The 20,343-nt window shown below is 60.6% G+C and carries 15 protein-coding genes and 1 tRNA gene; 3 read left to right on the forward strand and 13 right to left on the reverse strand.

Annotation, left to right across the window (positions count from 1 at the left end):
- Positions 1-162: 162 nt before the first annotated feature.
- On the forward strand, positions 163-2,184 hold the full coding sequence (gene rep, locus A6D6_RS12920) for a DNA helicase Rep (RefSeq protein ID WP_159660953.1): 2,022 nt from the start codon (positions 163-165) through the stop codon (positions 2,182-2,184).
- A 182-nt stretch (positions 2,185-2,366) separates the two neighbouring features.
- Here the strand turns inward: rep and A6D6_RS12925 are convergent, their stop codons facing one another.
- From A6D6_RS12925 to A6D6_RS12940, 4 genes are all read right to left on the reverse strand, one after another.
- Complete coding sequence (locus A6D6_RS12925; RefSeq protein ID WP_133490224.1) at positions 2,367-2,819, reverse strand: c-type cytochrome; 453 nt, start codon at positions 2,817-2,819, stop codon at positions 2,367-2,369.
- A gap of 234 nt (positions 2,820-3,053) precedes the next feature.
- Positions 3,054-5,648, reverse strand: coding sequence for a CHASE2 domain-containing protein (locus A6D6_RS12930; protein WP_159660954.1), 2,595 nt, complete (start codon positions 5,646-5,648; stop codon positions 3,054-3,056).
- A 236-nt stretch (positions 5,649-5,884) separates the two neighbouring features.
- Positions 5,885-6,952: a FecR family protein gene (locus tag A6D6_RS12935; RefSeq protein WP_159660955.1), complete on the reverse strand. Its 1,068-nt coding sequence runs from the start codon at positions 6,950-6,952 to the stop codon at positions 5,885-5,887.
- A 6-nt stretch (positions 6,953-6,958) separates the two neighbouring features.
- Positions 6,959-7,648, reverse strand: a complete 690-nt coding sequence (locus A6D6_RS12940; RefSeq protein WP_014996509.1) for a response regulator transcription factor — start codon at positions 7,646-7,648, stop codon at positions 6,959-6,961.
- Positions 7,649-7,971: 323 nt separating this feature from the next.
- Here A6D6_RS12940 and A6D6_RS12945 point away from each other — a divergent pair.
- Positions 7,972-8,048 (forward strand) — tRNA-Arg (locus A6D6_RS12945).
- A 332-nt stretch (positions 8,049-8,380) separates the two neighbouring features.
- Here the strand turns inward: A6D6_RS12945 and A6D6_RS12950 are convergent.
- On the reverse strand, positions 8,381-9,223 hold the full coding sequence (locus A6D6_RS12950) for a phytanoyl-CoA dioxygenase family protein (protein ID WP_159660956.1): 843 nt from the start codon (positions 9,221-9,223) through the stop codon (positions 8,381-8,383).
- Between the two features lie 236 nt (positions 9,224-9,459).
- On the opposite strand from A6D6_RS12950, the gene A6D6_RS12955 reads away from it, so the two are divergent.
- Positions 9,460-10,044, forward strand: a complete 585-nt coding sequence (locus tag A6D6_RS12955; protein WP_159660957.1) for a TetR/AcrR family transcriptional regulator — start codon at positions 9,460-9,462, stop codon at positions 10,042-10,044.
- Between the two features lie 10 nt (positions 10,045-10,054).
- Here the strand turns inward: A6D6_RS12955 and A6D6_RS12960 are convergent, their stop codons facing one another.
- The 8 genes from A6D6_RS12960 to A6D6_RS12995 form a co-directional block, all read right to left on the reverse strand.
- On the reverse strand, positions 10,055-11,173 hold the full coding sequence (locus A6D6_RS12960; RefSeq protein ID WP_159660958.1) for an acyl-CoA dehydrogenase family protein: 1,119 nt from the start codon (positions 11,171-11,173) through the stop codon (positions 10,055-10,057).
- A 10-nt stretch (positions 11,174-11,183) separates the two neighbouring features.
- Positions 11,184-12,389 (reverse strand): acyl-CoA dehydrogenase family protein, encoded by a 1,206-nt coding sequence (locus A6D6_RS12965; protein ID WP_159660959.1) that lies wholly within the window; start codon positions 12,387-12,389, stop codon positions 11,184-11,186.
- A 47-nt stretch (positions 12,390-12,436) separates the two neighbouring features.
- Positions 12,437-13,591 carry a C4-dicarboxylate TRAP transporter substrate-binding protein gene (locus tag A6D6_RS12970; protein WP_133489872.1) on the reverse strand — a complete coding sequence of 385 codons (1,155 nt, stop codon included), beginning with the start codon at positions 13,589-13,591 and terminating at the stop codon, positions 12,437-12,439.
- 105 nt (positions 13,592-13,696) lie between these two features.
- A complete protein-coding gene (locus tag A6D6_RS12975; protein ID WP_159660960.1) occupies positions 13,697-14,854 on the reverse strand; it encodes a C4-dicarboxylate TRAP transporter substrate-binding protein in 1,158 nt (385 codons plus the stop codon).
- A 108-nt stretch (positions 14,855-14,962) separates the two neighbouring features.
- Entirely contained in the window at positions 14,963-16,516 is a 1,554-nt protein-coding gene (locus tag A6D6_RS12980; protein ID WP_159660961.1) for a long-chain-fatty-acid--CoA ligase, read from the reverse strand.
- A gap of 100 nt (positions 16,517-16,616) precedes the next feature.
- Positions 16,617-18,188, reverse strand: coding sequence for a fatty acyl-CoA synthetase (locus tag A6D6_RS12985; RefSeq protein ID WP_159660962.1), 1,572 nt, complete (start codon positions 18,186-18,188; stop codon positions 16,617-16,619).
- Positions 18,189-18,260: 72 nt separating this feature from the next.
- Positions 18,261-19,568 (reverse strand): TRAP transporter large permease, encoded by a 1,308-nt coding sequence (locus A6D6_RS12990; RefSeq protein ID WP_159660963.1) that lies wholly within the window; start codon positions 19,566-19,568, stop codon positions 18,261-18,263.
- Positions 19,569-19,578: 10 nt separating this feature from the next.
- On the reverse strand, positions 19,579-20,142 hold the full coding sequence (locus A6D6_RS12995) for a TRAP transporter small permease (RefSeq protein WP_133489867.1): 564 nt from the start codon (positions 20,140-20,142) through the stop codon (positions 19,579-19,581).
- Positions 20,143-20,343: the final 201 nt, after the last annotated feature.

Consider the following 20,343-nt stretch of genomic DNA (forward strand, 5'->3'; position numbering starts at 1 on the left):
CTTGCCGGGCCGGTCTGGAACGGCAAGGCCTGATTGCTCGGAAAGGCAGTGGTAAACACGCCGGCACACTATTTGCCGCTGGTGATCGGACTCCGGGGTTAGCGTGTATGCGCACCGCCGTGGCTGCTATGATACGCGCCTTCGTTTACCCCTGGAGCCATCATGACCTCGTTGAACCCTCGCCAACGGGAAGCGGTCCTTTACGCCGACGGCCCACTGCTGGTGCTGGCCGGGGCGGGGTCCGGCAAGACCAGCGTGATCACCCGCAAGATCGCCTGGCTGATCCAGGAACGGGGCGTGCCGGCCCGGCGCATCGCCGCGGTGACCTTCACCAACAAAGCGGCGCGGGAAATGAAGGAGCGGGTACAAAACCTGGTCCAGGGCGGTCAGAGCCGGGGGCTGATTGTCTCCACCTTCCACAACCTGGGCCTGCGCATTCTCAAGAGCGAGTTGAAGGCCTGCGGCCTGCGCTCCGGTTTTTCCATTCTTGATCAGACCGACAGCCGTGAAATTCTCAAGGAGATCCTGCTTCAAGGGGAATCCGAGCGGGACCTGAACGCGGTGGAGGCGGTGCATAAGTGTCTCTCGGACTGGAAAAACGAGCTAGTCTCCCCCGAGGAGGCGGTGAGCCAGGCCCAAACCGAGGAAGAGGTGCGCGCGGCCATGGCCTACAGCGGCTACAACCGCATGCTGCGCGCCTGCAACGCGGTGGACTTTGATGATCTGATCATGATGCCGGTGCAACTATTCCGCGAACAGCCGCGGATCCTGGAGAAGTGGCGGCATCGTCTGCAATACCTGCTGGTGGATGAATACCAGGACACCAACGGCGCCCAGTACGAACTGGTGCGTATGCTGACCTTGCCGGAAGGCCGCTTTACCGTGGTCGGCGACGACGACCAGTCAATCTACGCCTGGCGCGGCGCCCGCCCGGAAAACCTGGATCAGTTGCAGCAGGATTGGCCAGCCCTGAAAGTGGTGAAGCTGGAACAGAATTATCGTTCCACCGGCCGCATCCTCAAAGCCGCCAACACGGTGATCGCCAACAACCCCCATGTGTTCGAGAAGAGCCTGTGGTCGGATTACGGCTACGGCGAACCGGTGCGGGTGGCGGCGCTGCGCGACGAGGACGGGGAAACCGACTGGATCGCCGGCGACCTGTTTCACCGCCGCCTGCAACGGGGGCTGCACTGGAAGGACTTCGCCATTCTCTATCGCGGCAACTTCCAGTCCCGCATCCTGGAAATGAAGCTGCAATCGCTGTCGATTCCCTACAAGGTTTCCGGTGGCACCAGTTTCTTCTCCCGCAGCGAGATCAAGGACCTGATGTGCTATCTGCGTTTGCTGGTGAATCCGGACGACGACAACGCCTTCCTGCGCATCATCAACACGCCACGCCGGGAAGTCGGCCCCGCCACCCTGGAAAAGCTCGCGGCCTGGGCCGGCAAGCGCGATCAGGGCCTGTATCACGTCTGTGCCGACCTCGGCCTGAGCGAGGCGATGCCGGCAAAAGCGGCGGAGAAATTGCGCGAGTTCAAGCAGTGGCTGGACAGCAAACGCGAACACTGCTTCCGCCACAACAGCCTGCAGGCGGTGAAGGAGCTGATCACCGAAATGGATTACGAAGGCTGGGTCATGCAGAACGCGTCCAGCCCCCGTATTGGCGAGAAACGCATCGAGAACGTCTGGCAGTTGGTTCGCAACATCGAACGCATGCTGGAAAAACAGGAAGAAGAGGACGACGGCTCCAGCGATCTGGAGGCGGTGATCGGCAAGCTGGTGCTGATGGACATGCTGGAGCAGCAGGACGAGGAGGACGACTCCGACCGGGTCCAGCTTATGACCCTGCATGCTTCGAAAGGGCTGGAATTTCCCCACGTCTACATGATGGGGGTGGAGGAAGAGCTGCTCCCTCACCGCGCCAGCATCGAGGACGATAATATCGTCGAGGAGCGCCGTCTGATGTACGTGGGCATCACCCGGGCGCGGGAAACACTCACTCTGACTCAGGCGCGCACCCGTAAGCAGTACGGTGAGAAAGTGGACACCACCCCGAGCCGATTCATCGACGAGTTGCCTCAGGATGATCTGGAATATATCGGGGAAGGCGCACCGCGCAACGAAGAACGGGACAGTGAGATGGCCGAAGCCAGCCTGGCCAATCTCAAGGCGTTGCTGGAGTAAGGGCGCTCCAGAAAGCCCACGGACCGGGCTATGAAACCGCTGGAGCTTTATCCGGGCGGCGGGCCGCTGCAAGCGAGCCCTTTGCCGCCAAGGCCCACTCGCTGGCAAGCCAGCGTCCCACAGGCTTTGCTACGAAGCCGCTGAGGGAGCTGCCTTGGCGGCGAATGGCGTATCCGCCGAAATTACTGGCTGTTCTCGACGATATATTCCACCGCGTTGCGGATTTCCTCTTCGGAGCAATCCATGCACATGCCTTTCGGCGGCATCGCATTGAAGCCCTCGAAGGCGTGCTTGACCAGGGTGTCCATGCCTTTCTCGATGTGGCTGGCCCACTGGCCGGCATCACCGAACTTGGGCGCGCCGGCGGCGCCAGTGGCGTGACAGGCGGCACAGCCGGTATCGTACACGGCCTGGCCGGAACGAGGCTCACCACTTCCTTCCGCGGCGGCTACCGTGCTGCCGCACTCTTCGCCTTCCACGCACACGGACCCCACCGGTTTGATCCGCTCGGCGGTGGCGCGGTCACCCAGAACGGAGCGCTCGCCCAGAGGATACGGGGAAATGTCCTTGGTGCTGGCGGCCATCACGGCGCCGGCGAACAGAGTGGCCAGTACAACCAGGCCAGCGGTCAGCATTTTTTTCACGGTTCCACCTCGGTTATTGGTATGTCCCGAAACACATCTTTGAATAACGCCCGGCTCCCCCTTGGGACTGGGACTCATTCAGAGACGTGCCGGCTCTGTTTGTTATTGCGGGCGCGATTATACCCTCAGAAATCGCGGGGATAAAATCAGTACCTTGGGAGTAGGACCTGTTCAGCCTGTTTGCATCCAGCAGGCGGGATGGAAACAGGCTGAACAGGTCCTGGCTCAGGACAGCTGGATCCGCGGCAGCAGCAAGGTGAAGCGGCTGCCCTCGCCAGGAGCGCTGGCCACCTTGATATCGCCACCATGACGCTCCGTCACCACCTTGACGAAGCGCAGTCCCAGGCCGGCACCGCGAGTACGGGCGCCGCCGCTGGTACTGGCGCGACTGAAACGATCGAACAGCTTGTCCTGGAACGCGTCCGGGATACCCACGCCACGATCCCGCACCTCACAGGTCACCTGGCCCCCCTGGGTAAACAGGCGAACATCCACCGAATTGCCTTCATAACTGTATTTGACCGCATTGGTGAGCAGATTCACGATCAGCCGTTCCAATAGCTCGTTATTGCCCTTTACCCAGACCTCCTCGGTCTCGTCGTAGGCGAACCGCAGGGTGATGTCCCGGGCCTGGGCCTGGATCTGCACCTGATCGATGGCGGATTCCACCACATCGAGCATGTCCAGCTCCATCATTTCCACTGAATCCACACCCTCGACCCGGGCCAATTGCAGGAACTGCTCGGCGATGTTGAGGTTGCGTTCGGCGTAGTGCTCCACGTTATCCAGGAAGTCGGTCAATCGCTCGCCGTCCGGGCCATGCCTCATCTTGCCCACCAGCGCCAGCACCGACACCATCGGCGAACGCAGATCATGGGACAGGAAATCCAGCATCTCGGTGCGGGTGCGCATGGCTTGCTTGACATCGGAAATGTCCTTGAGACTGACGATCAACATGCGTCCAGGCTGGTCGCCGGCGTGCACCAGGATCATGTCCAGATAGAGATCCATGCCGCGACGGTTGCGGCACTCTTTCTGCACCCGGCCATCCGCCAGGGCTTCCTGAAGCAACGTGCGCCAGCCGCGATCGCCGGTGAATTCCAGTTCCCGACCAATATCCGCCAGCCCCAGGGTGTCCTGGGCCACCCCCTCGATACTGAGCAGATAGGACGCTTGCGGGTTCATGAACACCACACCGCCACAGGCGTCGGTGATCAGCACCCCTTCGCTCATTTGCGCCAGACCGACCTGGAAGAAGCGGGTCAACGCCTGCTGGCGGTGCTCCTCCCGGCGCAATCGCTCGATGTGTTTTTCCAGCACCTCATAGCGTGGCCCGATGCCGGCCTGATGCGTCTCGGTACGCGCCAGCATGGCGCGAATCCAGTAATCATAGGTATCCGCGTCCAGAGCCTGACGCCAGACCACGGTCAGTTCGTAACGTTTGCCGTCATGACGGAACGGGTAACGGCGGGACAGCTGCCCACGCCAGGCCGAGGCCTCCAGCTGCTCGCCACCGGATACCGGAGCGCCGGCCTGGGCCTGCAACCGCCAGGACCGCACCGGCAGCACCTGATCCAGCATCCGCAACATCCGCGACAACGGCGCCGGTTCGGTGAGGCGGCGGTTCAGGTCACTGTATTCCGCCAGACGTTCCAGGGCGTTGCGCATATAGGCCATGGAGTATTCCAGACGCCGCCAGGTCCACAGCGGATAAGCCACCACCGCGGCGATGGCCGAAGCGGCCGGCGGGAACCAGATCTGCCAAACCGCCAAAAGCGCGTAACAGATTCCCAGCGTGAACAGCAGGGCGCCCAGAATCAGCGGAATACTCCAGCGTGGCAGGAAGAACGGCAACAGCAGCGGCGCCAACAGCGCCAGCACCACCCCCAGAGAGATGGCCCAGGGTCGACTCATGCCCGAGATCATGCGCTCATGGCGCAACCCGTCGAAGATATTGGCGTTGATTTCAACCCCCGCCATCAGATCCCCCTGCCCGGCCATGGGAGTTGGCAGCATGTCGCCCAGGCCCGCGGCGGTGGCGCCGATGAACACGAACTGGTCCTTGATCAATTGATCCGGCACCCGTCCCTCCAGCACATCCACCGCGGAAACGTGGGGATAGGTTCCCGCGCCGCCGGCGAACGGAATGTAACGGGGGTATTTGCGAACATTCGCCAGGCCGACGAAATCGTCGTTCTCACCAGCGGGGAAGCGGTCCTCGGGGATCAGTCCCTCACCTTCCAACATCGCCTGGGTAATGTGCGGCCACCAGGGTTGTCCGATGCCCGAGCGCAGATAAACCGAACGGGCCACCCCGTCGCCATCCAGTTCCAGATCCACATGACCGAGTCCCTGGGCGGCGCGGGCGAAGGGGCCAGCCGGCAGCACCTCGATCAGCTGTCCGCCGGCGCGTAACTGCTCCACGTGCACCGGCAGATACACATTGCCGTTTTCGGACAGTGCCCTGACCAGTGCCTGGTCCGCCGCCGGGCGCGCCCGGTCCGGCTCCGACAGGATCAGATCCATCAGCACCCCGCGGGCGCCCTGCTTGGAGAGTTGGTCAATCAGACGGGCGTGGATGCTTCGATCCCAGGGCCAGCGTCCCACTTCCCGGAGACTGTACTCATCGATACCGACAATAAGAATGTCGCCGGAGGGCTCCATCGGCAGCCGCGGCAACAGGGTGTCGTAGACATAACGATTGAGGAAAGACAGGCCGCCGCTGATGGACAGCAGGATGCACAGGCTCGCCACCACCAACAGCACGGACATGTGCTCAACCAGATAACGGCGCTGGTGGCTATCGAACCCTCTACTCATGAACCCCGAACCTCTTTCCTTGGATACCGCCGGGCGCCTTTGCATGGCATCAAACCGGAGTCATCACTATCCCGATCTACGCCCTTCATTTCCAATGTTTTTTACGCAATGGGCTATCGTGCCGGTGCCGGGAAGCAACGTCGTGGAGAAAGGTCACTGGAGAGGGTGAGCACAAAAAGCGACGGCACCTGGGAAAGGTGGCCGCCATGGACGGTGGCCACCCGAGGCGAGAAGGATCAAAGCGCGAGCAGCAAACCGGCTCCGCCGATGAACAGAAGAGCATCCCAGGGCCAGGCGCCTTTGGATACGGTGGCATCCAGCATCCGCTCCTGGCCGCGTAGCCCCCGCGCATCAATCGCTCTGACCAGCACCTGATAATCGCCGGCCTGGGGTTTGCTTCGCCATTGCGGCTTACTGACCTGCTCACTCCGCAGCAGAACGCCATCGGCATCGAACAGTTCCACCGAATACGCCTCGGCGCCTTCCACCGGCGGCCACTCCGCTCGCAGACCGCGACCGCCCGCCTTCAGCGTCACTTCCGGGGCTGGCAGCAATTTGACCGGCTTGGCCGGCGCCTGGCCGGCGCTGGCCATCGTGCCATACCCAGCAGGTACCGGCGTGGTGCTGCGGGCGGCCGCGACTTCCACTTCACCGTCAACCACTTCACTGAGGGTGACGGCGTCATCGGTGACACGAACGTGGTACTCGGTGCCGCGAACCGCGGTCATCACACCCGGAGTGTACACGCGGAATACGCGGGCATCGGTATCGCGGGGGGTGACGGTGTTGCGGATGGCGCCCCGCTCCAATTGCAAATCCGTGGGCTCGTTGCCGACGTCGACGAAACGCCGGTAATTATTCACCTTGAGCACGGTGCCGGGCTTGACCGCCACTTGGGAATTGTCGGCGAAGCGTACCACCACGCTGCCAGCCTCCCCGGTCTCGATGGTGTCACCAAAGGCGATCTCCGCGCCATTCTCCACCGGCTCCGGATCGTTATTGCCCACCAGCAGCCAGACCTGGCCATTAACCCGCTCGGCACGAGCCGGCACCGGTTGCTCCTTGAGCCAGGCGAGTGGGATCAGAATGACCTTGCCCGGCGACATGCGATAGGGGTCATCCACCGCACTGTCCGCCGCCAACTGGCGCCAACAGAACACCGGGTCCTGAGCGAAGCGCTCACACAGATTCCACAGCGTGTCGCCAGGACGAACCGTGTATTGCCAGTGATCGGCATTGGCATCGGCTTGCGCCGTGGCGGCGATCACACACAGCACCACGGCGGCCAACCAGCGGGAAAGCATAGGCGTTTATTCTTCCATTGGTTCCAGCCGGTAGCCATGCTGGTACACCGTCTTGATGCGATAACCGCGTTCAGGACGGATTTGCAGACTACGGCGGATGCGACTGATGTGGACGTCAACCGTACGGGACTCAATCGGCGTCATGATGCCCCACACCTTTTCCAGCAGGTGTGCCCGGGACATTAATTTGCCTACATTCTGGAACAGATAGCAGGCCAGTTCGTAGTCCTTGTCGGTGAGTTTGACGGCTTCGTCGTCCAGAAAGATCTGTCGCCGGGCCCGGTCTATGGTCCAGGGTCCAACGTTGAGGGTTCCTTGATCATCCATGTCGGCAACACCCGCTCGCCGCCCCAGGGCGGTGAGTCGGGCCAGCAGCTCCGCTTGTTTAACTGGCTTAACCATATAGTCGTCGGCTCCCTGGGTCAGCGCGCCCACGATGGAGGACTCGTCATCGCGTTGAGTGGCGAACAGGACAGGCGTGCGATTGCCACTGGCACGCACTTCCTCGAGAACGGCATAACCACTCATATCGGGCACTTCCCAATCGAGTACCAGGAGGTCGAAGGTGTCCCGTCGCAGCAAGCTCATGAACTCGCGACCGCTGGACAGGTGCATACACGTATGGCCTGCTTCGCGCAGCCAGTGTGTCACCAGCTCGGCCTGGGCCTGGTCGTCTTCTAGGTAGGCGATACGCACCGTTTTTTCTCCATCCTAATGTCGCAAGAGGTTACCGAATCCACTCCGGTATGGCGGGAAAAGATTGTAAAATGCCGCCCCGCTCAACCTCGCTGAAACCCAGGAAAAACGTGCTTTCCACGCCTTTCCCCCCGGGGATAACCGATGTCCGCGCCACCCCCTGACGCGGACCACTGAATGGGCGGGGGCATGCCCTCGCGCCAAGCCGGATCATTATACGTGCCTTGCCGCTCATTCCCAATCGTGGACTCGCCGACGCTGAACCGCTATCATGCGCGTCCGCGCCCCCGGGGTGCCATCGAAAGTGCCATTAAGATCGTTTTCCGCCCGTAGCTCAGCTGGATAGAGCGCTGCCCTCCGGAGGCAGAGGTCAGAGGTTCGAATCCTCTCGGGCGGGCCATATGAAACACAAAAGCCCGCCTCGCGCGGGCTTTTGTGTTTTATCCGGTCTGCTTGAGGACTCTGATTCGAACCTCCGTTCGACACTCGACAGTTTCACCGTCGAGTGGACGCCCAACGGGCGCCCGAAGGGGACGCTCCAGCGGAGCGTATCCATCGTCTCGGCCATTCGCCGCCAAGGCAGCTTCCCACAGCGGCTTCGTAGTTCCCTCCGTGGGAAGCTGGCTCGCCAGCGAATCCAGCGCGGGCTCGTATCCAGGGCCGATCGCTACCAAGGCAGCTTTGTAGCAGCTACCCGGGGGCAATGCATGCCTCAGGGAACAACGGAGCGTATCACTCCTCCTCCAGCAACCGTAACGGGTGCTTGCCATCCACCATTCCCATGAACGGCGGCATGATGGAATAGCCAATCAGCGACCGGAGCTCCGGCGACATTTCACGAACCACCTCTTTGGACAACTCCAGCAGAAAATTCTCCTGTTGCCGCAAATAGGCTTCGCAATACTGACAGGTCACCGCGAGACGGGGCTTTTCGGAACGGTTCTCGCCACCGCCATGCCAGGTCGTCCCCAGGAAAAACAGCACCGAGCCTGCTGGCATGACCGCGGGTATCGCTTCTTCCCACCGTCCCCTGCGCTCCTGTCCCCAGGTGTGACTGCGCGGGATCACCACGGTGGCACCGTTCTCACCGGTGAAGTCGTCGATCGCCCAGATCGTCGCCGCGCCCAACGGCGGCCGTGGCCTTGGCACTTTGTAGAAGCTGTCATCGGCATGCAGAAGCTGCGGTGCCTCCCCGGGCAGAATGTTGATGATCTGGGCCTGGCTGATGAGGTAGTTGGGCAGAAACAGCTTGTCCATCAAACCCAGGATACGGGGATGGTCCGCCAGGGAATCCAGGGCCCGGGTCTTGGAGAAGAGGTCATACACCCGTTGTGTCCGTGCCCCCTCGAAGGTGTTCCTGCCGGTCTTGTCCAATAACGGGGTTATCCGCGAACGGATATCGTCCAGCGTATCCCGGTCCAGCACGCCCTCGATGATGACGTAGCCCTCACGCATCAGGGTCTCGAAGTCCCGGTCGATCTCTGGCGAGCTGCGCTCGGCGGAGGGCCGCAAGGCCTTGTGGCGAGCAGCCAGATCACTGTCCAGCACGCTCAGGTTGGCAATCTTGCGTGGCATGGGCATCTCTCCTTTTGTCATTGTGATGGGCCCGCGATTGATCGCCATGAGCGGCCTCGCGGAATTGAGTTGAATTCAATTCAATGCTGGTTCGATGCGACCGTCAACCCGTATTTGAACTGGATTCCAGGCCTCCACTCTGATTGATCTTTACCCCTGAATCCCCTTGAATGCCCTGGTCGGGCGCCAGTAACCGCCGCCGGCATCGAGCCCCGCTGAATTGGGAGAAGGAACAGGTGGCAGAGAAAAAGACCTCACCGGACCGGTTGATCGCCGCGGCAACCCGGGCCTTGCAACAGGGGGATGGGGATTTCGAAATGAGCACCATCGCCCGCACCGCCGGGGTCTCGGTGGGACTGGCCTATCATTATTTCGGCTCCAAGGCCGGACTGGTCGCCGCCGTCGTCGAACACTTCTACGAAGCCCTCGACAACGAGGTGATGATGGCCCGCTTGCCGGTTTCCGACTGGCTTGAACGGGAACGGCTACGCATTCAGTACAGCGTGGCGTTTCATTATCGCCATCCGCTGGCTGCCGTTATCCTGCAACGCCTGCGCCGCGAGCCATCGGTGATGGCGATCGAACAGCAGCGACTCGAACGGCAGATCGAAGCCGGTGTCGGCAATATGCTTCAGGGACAGAAACAGGGGAGCGTTTCAGCGGAGCTGGATCCCGCCGCCGCCGCCACCTTTACTCTGGCGGGTTCCCGGGCGTTGATTGCCCGGGCCTTGGCCTTGCCGCCCGAGGCGCGCCCCACGGAGCAGACGCTGAGCGAACAAATCTGGGGCCTGGTTCGCCAGGCGACCCGCGCTGGCGGCTGATGATCACGCCTTACAGCGCCGCCCAGGCCCGCTTGAGGTGATAGTTCTCATCCCCAAACAGTAACCCGAGGGCAGTCAACCGCTTGAAATAGTGACCCACATCCAGCTCGTCGGTCATGCCGATCCCTCCGTGCAGTTGCACCGCCTGCTGCCCCACGTAACGGCCAGACTGACACAGCTGCGCTTTCAGCAGTGCGCTGTCCCGGGCATGCGACGGCGACTGGTCCCAGCGATTCGCGGTGGCTTCCAGAAGATGCTCCAAGTTCTTCATGGCAATGTACATATCGACCATGCGGTGCTGCAGCACCTGGAAAGAGGCGATCGGCACACCGAACTGCCGGCGTGTCCGGGTGTAGTCCAGGGTACGGCGCAACAGCGTCTGCATCGCCCCCACTCCCTCCGCCGCCATCATCATGATGCCCTGCTCCAATACCTGGCGCAGCACGCCAGCGCCATGCCCGTCCCGGGTCAGGCGCCGCGCTTCGTCGACGTCCACGGCCGCCAGCGTCAGCCGGGCGCCACGGTGGCCGTCCATGGTGGGGAAACCGGTCACCTCAAGCTCATCGGCCTGGAGCAAAAACAATTCCACCACCGGCCCGGCATCGTCCTCGAAGGTCTGCGCCGACACCACGAAGTGCGTTGCCAGGTCACCGCCGATCACCGCCACCTTCTCGCCCTCCAGGCGCCAGCCACCGTCGATGCGGCGGGCACTGGCAGCCAGATGCTCGGGATTGCCGCGGCTGATGCTTTCCTCCCAGGCCAGCACCGGCATGGCCTGGCCGGCGACCAGTTCGGGCAGCAGACTGTCGGCGGCATCCTGGTTATCCGCCTGGGCAATGGCCTGACCGCCCAGCCCCACCACGCTCAGATAAGGCTCCACCACCAGCGCGGCCCCGAAACGCCGCATCAGTCCAAGCGTATCGGTGATATCCCCGCCGAGACCGCCATGACGCTCGGCGAAGGGCAGACCAAGCCAACCCAGCTCCGCGAACCGTTGCCAATGTTCGCGGTTGTATCCCGGCGCCTTTTCCACCCAGGTGCGGCGTTGGTGAAAGTCGTAATGGGCATTGAGAAATTTGTCGACGCTGTCTTCCAGCATGACGCGGGTGTCGTCGTTAAGAAAAGCCATGGCGCGTCCCTCAGCCCAACAACATCTTGGCAATGATGTTGCGTTGAATTTCGTTACTACCGCCAAAAATGGTGGCGGCCCGGTTGTTGAGATACTTGGGCATCACGGTGAGCGCCTGTTCCGGCCCTTCCGGCGCCACCCCGGCACCGACGGTCAGTGCCGCCAGTTGCAAAGTCAGCGTCGGGCTCCCCTCCATCTCCACCGCCAGCTCGGTGATGCGTTGCAGCGTTTCCATTGCGGTGATCTTGATCATCGAACTCATCGGCCCCGACTCCGGCGACCCTTTTTCCATGGCGGCGAAGCGGCTCTCGGTGGCATCCAGAGCGGCGACCTCCAGATAAAGACGGGTGAAACGCTGCCGAAACACCGGATCGTCACTCAGCACGCCACCGAAGCCGTCACCGAGTTCAGCGGCCCGTTCGCGGATCCGGTTCAGTTCCATGTCAAACTGGGCGGCAAAAGACGCACTGCCACCGCGCTCGTGTTCCAGCAGATACTTGGCCACCGCCCAGCCCTGGTTCTCCTCTCCGAGACAGCAATCCAGTGGCACCTCGACGTTATCGAAGAACACGTCGCACTGTTCGGGGAAGCCGTCCAAACCAATGATCGGCCGGATTTCCAAGCCCGGGCGATCGAGACGATCAATCAGAAAGAAGCTGATGCCTTGTTGCGGCTTTCCTTCGTTGCTGGTGCGCACCAACAGAAACATGCGATTGGCATGGTGGGCATAGGTGGTCCAGGTCTTGCTGCCGTTGATGACGTAGTGATCGCCGTGGCGCTCGGCACGACAGGCCAACGAGGCCAGATCCGAGCCCGCATTGGGTTCGGAGTAGCCCTGGGCCCAGAAGTCCTCCCCCGAGGCGATACCCGGCAAAAAACGGCTCTTCTGTTCGTCGGTGCCGAACTTCATGATCGCCGGGCCGACCATACCCAGCCCCTGAGGCAGCAGTCTCGGCACACCGGCGACCCGGCACTCCTCCTCGAAAATTCGTTTCTGTTCGCGGCTCCATCCGGGACCGCCGTACTGCTCCGGCCAGGACGCCGCCGACCAACCACGCGCGTGCAGCTTGCGATGCCAGCGCATGCACTGGTCGAACGGCGGAAAGAAACTGGTCATCTTGCGTCCGGCTTCCCGAATCGATTCATCCGCCTCCTGTTCCATGAAGGCACGGACCTCCTGACGAAAGACCTGAAGATCCACTGAATTGGTTTCCATGGTTTGCTCCGGCAAGGGGCGCCACCCGCGAGCGCGCCCCGGCTTGATCAAAGACCGTAGGTGCTGACGTCCACCTTGGAGAAGGTCTCCCGCCAGTACAAATCGGCCAGCGCCTCCGCGTTATCCACGCCTTCCACCAGCTTGACCCACTTGGTCAGCAGCGGCCGGAATTCATCGACCATTTTCCCGGCGTCGTCGATACCGTGACGTTCCACGTAGTTCTTGACGATGGTATCGACGTCCTTACGCACGAAGGCACGGGTGGCCGCCACCAGCGCCTCGTTCGGCTGGTGTACGGTTATGCCGTTGCCGCTCGCGTCCCGCACCTCCTTCGCCGCGCCGAGCTGGTAGTCCCAGCTGCCCTTGGCGGAAATAACCGTGGACGCTTTCAGAACCTGTGCTCGCTGTTCTTCACTGAGCGATTTCCAAACGGCTTTGTTGACGTTGTTCACCCCCACCGCCGCGTACATGCCGCCGGGCACGCCCACGGTCACATCTTTCACCACCTCGCGCAGATTGAAGATGTCCATTTCCACGGTGGAGCTCATCGTGCAGTCGATCACGCCCTGACTGAGCCCCTCATAGGCGTCGCTGATGGACAACGTCACGGGGGTGGCATTCATGGCCTCCGCCCAACGGGCCCACAGGGCACCCGCGCTGCGCAGGCGCGCGCCCTTCAGCTGCTCCTCGGTGGCGATCGGCTTGGTGCACAGCAGAGCATAGGGCGGCGTCGACATGCTGCCATTGAAGACCTGGTTCTGCTCCGCCATTTCCTTCTGGCAACCCTCACAATGATGGAAGACATACTCGGACATGGCGCCCACGTAGGCCGGCCCCACGTGGCTGTCGGGAACGCCCTGCAGCTCGTCCAGCATGGTCAGTTCGGTAATCAGATTGGTATAGGGAAACTCAGAAGGGAAATAGGAAATCAGAAGGAACCCCGAATCCGCCATGCCATCACGGACCCCGGCGGACGTTTCCTTGAAACTGAGCAATGACATGGGAAACACTCGCGCCTTGAGATCACCGCCGGACAGTTCTTCAAGCCGCTTGGCGTAGGCTTCACCGGCGTTGGCACCGATCGACTTGGGAGGATACCCCATGGCGTAGGTCAAGGTTCGGGCTTCGGCGACGCCGAAAGTGATAGCTCCCGCGCACAGGGTCAGCGCGGCCATGGCCGCACGTCGTGGCTGTATCATCATTATTATTCTCCTAGCATTTTCAAATCCGAAGCAGGCCAGCTCCGGTCATGGTGGCCTGGCCAACAGACCAGACCGATGCGGCTTGGAACCTGTTTAAACAGGTTCTTACAAGCCGTATTCACTCACGTCCACTTTGGAATAAGTCTCCCGCCAGTAGATTTCCGCCAGCTCTTCCGGGCTGCTGACGTCTTTTACCAGCTTGACCCATTTCGACAGGATCGTCTGGAACGCCTTGATGCTTTGCTCGGCGTTATTCACCCCTGAACGGGACTGATAATTGCGGGCAATGGTCTTCATGTCCTCGACAATGAAACGCTGCGATGCCTGTTGCAGGCCCTCGGCAGGCTCATGCACTTTGATCCCTTGCTCCGGCGCGGCCTCGAGTTCCTTGGTGGCACCCACCTGATAGTCCCAACTGATAATGGCGCCGAAGGTGGCGGAAGCACGCAGCACCTGTTCACGCTCCCTTTCAGTCAGTTCCCGCCAGACTTCGCGGTTGAAGTTGTTGACACCAGTGCCACCAAAAACACCACCCGGCACACCAGCGGTGACGTCACTGACCACTTCGGAAAGGCGGAAGATATCCAGATCCACGCTGGAGCTTATCGAACAATCCAGAACACCCTGATTGAGCGCTTCATAGGCATCGCTGACGGATATGGTCACTGGCGTTCCACCCACCGCCTGTGCCCAGCGTGCCCATTGTGGGCCGGCACTGCGTAACCGCTTGCCTTTGATATCGGCCAGACTGGCCACCTTCTCGTTGCACAGCATCATGTAGGGCGCGCTGGCGGAAGCACCGGTGAACACCTGATTCTGCGCGGCGAATTCCGTGACACACTCAGGGCAATGATGGAACAGATACTCTGACATGGCGCCGACATAGGCGAGCCCCGCATGACTCGGCGCCACGTCATCCAGTTCCAGCAACATGGTGAGTTCCGAGATCAGATTGGTGTTGGGAAACTCAGAGGGAAAGTAGGAAAACAAGACAAACCCCGAGTCCGCCATACCGTCACGGATCCCCGGCGCGGCCTCACTGAAACTCAACAAGGACATTGGAAATACTTTAACGCTGAGGTCACCGTTGGAAAGCGCTTTGAGTGCCTCGGCATAAGCCAACGCCGAATTGGAGCCGATGGAGTTCGGCGGATAGCCGGTGGCGTAGCTGATGGTACGAGCGAATGTCGGCGTCGCAGCGGTCGCGCCGATCACAAAAAGCGTGGCGATAAAGAAACGTTGTGCATAAGCGCGTATTGGCATGATGTCACTCTCCCTAATCGCGGCCAGCCAGAAGCCAATCCGCCGCCGATGTTCTTGTTGGTTTGGCCAGCCGCTACAAAATCACTCATCTCTGACGGGCTCACCGGATCAACCGATACGGCGCCCACGGTCACCCCAGTGGGCCTCCTTGAGCTTGTATTTGAGAATCTTGCCGGCACCGGAAAGTGGCATCTGATCAACAAATTCAAAGCTTCGGGGGCACTTATAATTGGCGATCAGTGTTTTGCAGTGAGCCACGATATCCGCCTCGGAAATCTCCGCCCCTCCGGCTGGAACGATGACCGCGTGCACCCGCTCGCCCCACTTTTCATCCGGCACGCCGATCACCGCGCATTGCGCGATGGCTGGCATGCGCAGCAAGGCGTCTTCCACCTCCACCGAGTAAACGTTTTCGCCGCCGGTCACCACCATGTCCTTGATCCGGTCCACCAGGAAAACGTATCCGGCGTCATCCATGTAGCCGGCATCGCCGGTATGCATCCATCCTCGGCGTAATGCCTCCTCGGTCTGCTCCGGCTTATTCCAGTAGCCCCGCATCACCATCGGGCCACGGGCGACGATCTCGCCCACCTGGCCGCGTGGGACCTCGTTATCTTCACCGTCGACCACGCGCACCTCCGCCATATGCGCCGGCAACCCGGCCGCCATTAACTTATCGGCGTAAGCGGCGTCGCTATGGCAATAATCCGGGAGAATGCAGACCACCGGTGAGAGTTCGGTCATACCGTAGAGCTGCAGGAAGGACGCCTCCGGCCAGGCGGTCATGGCCTTCTTCAACAGCGTGCTGTCGATGGGTGACGCGCCATACATCATGCAGCGCAGCGAAGAGAGATCGAATTCCGGAAAGCGCGGGTGCGCTAGCACCGCGCGCATCATGGTCGGCACCAGGAAGGTTTCCACCACTCGTTCCCGCTGAATGGCGCTCATGACCGCCACCTCTTCGAACCGGGGCACGATCACGTGGGTGCCCAGCCGCAGCGTCAACTGCAGGATCAGCCCCACTCCGGCCACATGGAAGAAGGGGGCCGAATGTAATCCCACCACACCGTCCCCACGGCATGCGAGCATCACCGCTCCGATCGAGCAGGTGTAAAGATTGGCGTGGCTGAGCATCACGCCCTTCGGTGCTCCGGTGGTGCCGCCGGTGTACAGAATGCAGGCCAACTGATCGCCGCTGCGTCCGGCGTCGTCCACGGGATCGGTCCCGGCCATCAGCCCGGCAAGACTCAACATGCCCTCGGGACAGGTTTTTTCTCCGACGTACACCACCGTCTCAAGCGATTTTGACCGAGCCCGCACTTCGTCGATCAACGGCACGAACTCGTCGTCGACAAACAGAATCCGGGTGTCGCAGTCGTCCAGTGAGTAGGCGATCTCAACCGGACTCCATCGAATATTGACGGTATTGAAGACACCGCCTGCCCAGAGCACGCCAAACACAAACGTCACATAATGATCCGAATTCAGGGCCAGAATGCCGGCACGATCGCCGTCCTCCAGACCCAGGTCTTTCAATACCGACGCCAGCGTCGCTACCTGGCGTACCAGATCCCGATAGGTTGAGCGGCGATCGGCGAATACCAGGGCTTCCCGCTCGGGACACTCGCGCAAAGCCTTGTGTAGCGGCTGTGTCAAATACATGGAAATCTCCACCCAGAAAGGGAACAGCAGGCGCGCATTATTGAGGTAGCGGAGCAAAGATTGCTTCGTCCGAACCGACTATTCCAACGCACTGCCTTTCTCAGCGTGCGTACTGCTCACGGAGCGTGCGTTTGAGCAGTTTTCCCGCGGTATTCTTCGGCAGAGCCTCAACAAAATGCACCGCCTTGGGCACTTTGAACGGAGCCAGATGCTGCCGCGCGTGATCGATCAGAGCGACGGCATCGGCGGCTTTGCCTTCTTTTACCACAACGACGGCGACAATCGATTCAATCCACTTCTCGTGGGGCACCCCGATCACCGCCACCTCCGCCACCGATTCATGGCCATACAGGGCTTCCTCGACGTCGCGGCTGGCCACCAGCACGCCGCCGGTATTCACCACATCCTTGATGCGATCGACGATGTACAGGTAGCCCTGCTCGTCCTGGTAGGCGAGATCGCCGGAATGAAACCAACCGCCCTTGAAGGCTTCCTCTGTTTCCTCGGGCTTGTCCCAGTACGCCACCATCAGATGCGGCGAGCGATGCACGATCTCTCCTTGTTCGCCCGGCGCGCAATCCTCCAGAGTGCCAGGTTTGACCACCCGGGTTTCCACAGAGGTCAGAGGGCGGCCGCAAGAGCTCGGCCGGTCGGCATGCTCATGGGGTTCCAGCACCGTCGCCATGGGAGCGATTTCGCTTTGCCCATAGCAATTGAACAGACGCCCTTGCGGCAGACGTTCCGCCAGTTCATGGACAATCGGCTCCGGCATAATGGAAGCGCCGTAGTACAGGTTTTCCAGCGTACTCAGGTCACGGCGGTCAAAATCCGGGTGACGCAACAGGCCGATCCATACCGTTGGCGGGGAGAAGAATGACGTGATCTTCTGCTCTTCGATCAGAGCCAGAACCTGGTCCGGAACCGGTGCGTCAATAAGGTAATTGAATGCTCCACATAGCAGGCTGGGCATCAGAAAAACGTGCATCTGCGCCGAGTGATACAGAGGAAGCGCCGCCAGACCGCGATCTTTTCCGCTAATGTCCAGATGCAGCAGGCAAGACTGATATTCCGCCATGAGAGACCGATGCGTATGCATGGCTCCTTTGGGATCGGAGGTGGTACCCGAGGTATAAAGAATCTGTACCACATCGTCATCGCTGAGTGCGATATCCGGCGCCGTCGCTTCGCCACGTCCCTGGGCCAACGCCAGAATATCCACACCTTCAGCCAAGGCGCCACGGCGTAGGGAACCGTACAGCTCGACACCGAGATCATTGCGCACCGCTTCCACGTTGGCCGCCAGGCTGTCGTCGCAAAACAGGGCACGGGCGCCGGACTGATTGCAGATGTAGGTCAGTTCACGCTGGACCAGCCCGTAGTTCACCGGCACGTGAATCAGGCCGGCCCGGGCGCAAGCCAGCCAAAGCAGAACATAGGCGTCGGAATTCTTGCCATAGGCGGCGACGCGATCCCCTTTTTGTAATCCCCGCGCCAGCAAACCATTGGCCACCCGGTTGGCGGCAAGATCCAGCTCTTGATAAGACCAGATACGGTCCTCGAATTGCAGCGCCGGCGCCGCGGGTTGCCGGCCGGCGGATCGGCGCAGGGCGTCGCCAATGGTGTTGCGAATGGCCACCTGAACAGAGTCAGAAAGGTCGTATTGTTTTGTCATCGGGTTCTTCCCTGTTGTTATCCGTCATCAGTAAGTAGCGGCGCGCCCGGGCATGGCGCGCCGCGCGCAGGCCTACCCCATAATACGAGGCAGAAACAAAATAAAGTCCGGCACGCTCATCAGGAAGATCAGCACAAAAAGATCCATGATCAGGAACCAGAAAATGCCTTTGAAGATCGAGGTGGTGGAGGCCAGATTACCCACCACCCCTTTTATCACGAACACGTTCATGCCAATCGGCGGCGTGATCATGCCGATTTCCAGCAACTTGGTGAGCACCACGCCAAACCAAAGAAGACTCAAGTCGGCGGCACCGATAATCGGCAGAACGATGGGCAGGGTCAGCAGCATGGCGCCAATCGGCTCCAGGAACATGCCCAGCAGCAGATAGATCAGCACGATCATCACCAACACCATGAAAGTACTGGCACCGCCACCAATAACCAGAGAGGACAGATAATCACCGGCGCCGGACAGCGCCAGGAAACGGGTCAGCAGGCTCGCGCCCACGGCGATCACCATCAAGGCGCCGGTGGTAAGCAGCGTTTCCAGAATTGCGTTGCGAAACCGCTCCCAGGTCAGGGCCTTGCGCATCCAGGCAACGATACAGGCGAGGAACGCACCGACGGCACCGGCTTCGGTGGGCGTGAAAATGCCGCCGAACAGACCGCCGAAAATACCGACCATGATCAGGATCACCGGCCAGGTTTCCTTCAGCGCCGCGATCTTTTCCTTTTTGGAAACCTCTTCCCTGACATCCGGAGCCAGGGAGGGGTTCAGCTTCACCCTTATCATCACCACCAGAATGTAGCCCACGGTGGTCAGAATACCGGCACTGATGCCGCCCAGAAACAACCCGGTGATTGGCACCTGCGCGATGATACCGTAGAGAATCATGATGATGGACGGCGGGATCAGCGCACCGATGGTACCTGCCACCGCCACCGTGCCGGTGGCCAGCTCCGGGTGATATTTATGGCGGATCATTTCCGGCACCGCGATACGTCCCATGGCCGCGGAGCACGCCACGGAAGAGCCTGACACCGCGGCGAAGCCGGCGGAACCGAAAATCGATGCCACCGCCAAACCACCGGGGATCGACGCCAGCCATAGTCGTGCCGCCCGGAACAGTCCCTGGGTCAACTGGGCGTGGAAACAGATGAATCCCAATAGCAAGAACATCGGAACGGAGCTGAGCACCCAGTTGGCGGCGAACTGGTAGGGGATCAGCCCCAGGGAACCCCAGGCCACACCCCATCCCATCAGATACCACAGACCACCGAAGGACACGCCAATCAGCGCCATGCCTATCGGCACTCGCAACCCGATCAAGACCAATAGCAGGGCCAGACCGGTCAAACCAATTTGTACGTCACTCATCGCCGGTCTCCTAATTCGCGTCAGAATGATGGCTCGACGCTAGCGGCATCTCGTCTGGCTGCACGCGCTCGTCATCCAATCCGGATTTCAAGCCGAACAAATAGACAATGAATTTGTAAAAAAGAACCAGGGTCATCAGACCAATGCCCACCGGCAGGACAAAGTAGGTTTGCCAGACGGCGATACTGGCGTCGCCCTGCACCACCGAAGCGTTGATGGCGTGCTTGGAAAGCGCCTCACTCCAGGTCCGCACCGTGAGGAAGGCGAACACCACGCCGGAAAAGGCCAGCGCCCATCCTTCCAGGTGTTTCTGAACGATTTTCGGCAACCGTTCAGTAACCACTTCCACGGTAATATGGGCGTTCTTCTGTTCGGCATAAGCCAACGGCACGAAAGCCGCGACGATCATGTAGTAGTGAGAGACGATGGTGATGGTTCCCGGTATCGGTGTACCGAAAACATAGCGACCGATAACGTCAAAGGTGACATGCAACATCATCAATGCGATGGCGAGGCCACCGATAACGGTCATGAGATTGGTAATTTTGGATAACCAACGACCCAATGCATACATAGGACAACTCCTCACTGGATCGGCAGATCGTTTTTTGCTGTTGTTGTTATCCAGGCCATACCGCGACTCCTGTATTTTCCGGCGCCGTTCTGACAAGACACCACATAATTATTATTACGCTTTTGTACCATGCCGGCCCTCTGGGTAAGATGGCGGCAATTGACAGAAGCTGGACAAAGTTGCTGCCCACGAAAAGGCACC

This window comes from Alcanivorax xiamenensis (assembly GCF_009846745.1).
GTDB classification, from domain to species: Bacteria; Pseudomonadota; Gammaproteobacteria; order Pseudomonadales; family Alcanivoracaceae; genus Alloalcanivorax; species Alloalcanivorax xiamenensis.

Bases quoted from the DNA above. Each gene is read 5' to 3' on its own strand.
- rep (WP_159660953.1), top strand. From the start codon at position 163: ATGACCTCGTTGAACCCTCGCCAACGGGAAGCGGTCCTTTACGCCGAC.
- A6D6_RS12925 (WP_133490224.1), bottom strand. From the start codon at position 2,819: ATGCTGACCGCTGGCCTGGTTGTACTGGCCACTCTGTTCGCCGGCGCC.
- A6D6_RS12930 (WP_159660954.1), bottom strand. From the start codon at position 5,648: ATGAGTAGAGGGTTCGATAGCCACCAGCGCCGTTATCTGGTTGAGCAC.
- A6D6_RS12935 (WP_159660955.1), bottom strand. From the start codon at position 6,952: ATGCTTTCCCGCTGGTTGGCCGCCGTGGTGCTGTGTGTGATCGCCGCC.
- A6D6_RS12950 (WP_159660956.1), bottom strand. From the start codon at position 9,223: ATGCCACGCAAGATTGCCAACCTGAGCGTGCTGGACAGTGATCTGGCT.
- A6D6_RS12960 (WP_159660958.1), bottom strand. From the start codon at position 11,173: ATGGCTTTTCTTAACGACGACACCCGCGTCATGCTGGAAGACAGCGTC.
- A6D6_RS12965 (WP_159660959.1), bottom strand. From the start codon at position 12,389: ATGGAAACCAATTCAGTGGATCTTCAGGTCTTTCGTCAGGAGGTCCGT.
- A6D6_RS12970 (WP_133489872.1), bottom strand. From the start codon at position 13,591: ATGATGATACAGCCACGACGTGCGGCCATGGCCGCGCTGACCCTGTGC.
- A6D6_RS12975 (WP_159660960.1), bottom strand. From the start codon at position 14,854: ATGCCAATACGCGCTTATGCACAACGTTTCTTTATCGCCACGCTTTTT.
- A6D6_RS12980 (WP_159660961.1), bottom strand. From the start codon at position 16,516: ATGTATTTGACACAGCCGCTACACAAGGCTTTGCGCGAGTGTCCCGAG.
- A6D6_RS12985 (WP_159660962.1), bottom strand. From the start codon at position 18,188: ATGACAAAACAATACGACCTTTCTGACTCTGTTCAGGTGGCCATTCGC.
- A6D6_RS12990 (WP_159660963.1), bottom strand. From the start codon at position 19,568: ATGAGTGACGTACAAATTGGTTTGACCGGTCTGGCCCTGCTATTGGTC.
- A6D6_RS12995 (WP_133489867.1), bottom strand. From the start codon at position 20,142: ATGTATGCATTGGGTCGTTGGTTATCCAAAATTACCAATCTCATGACC.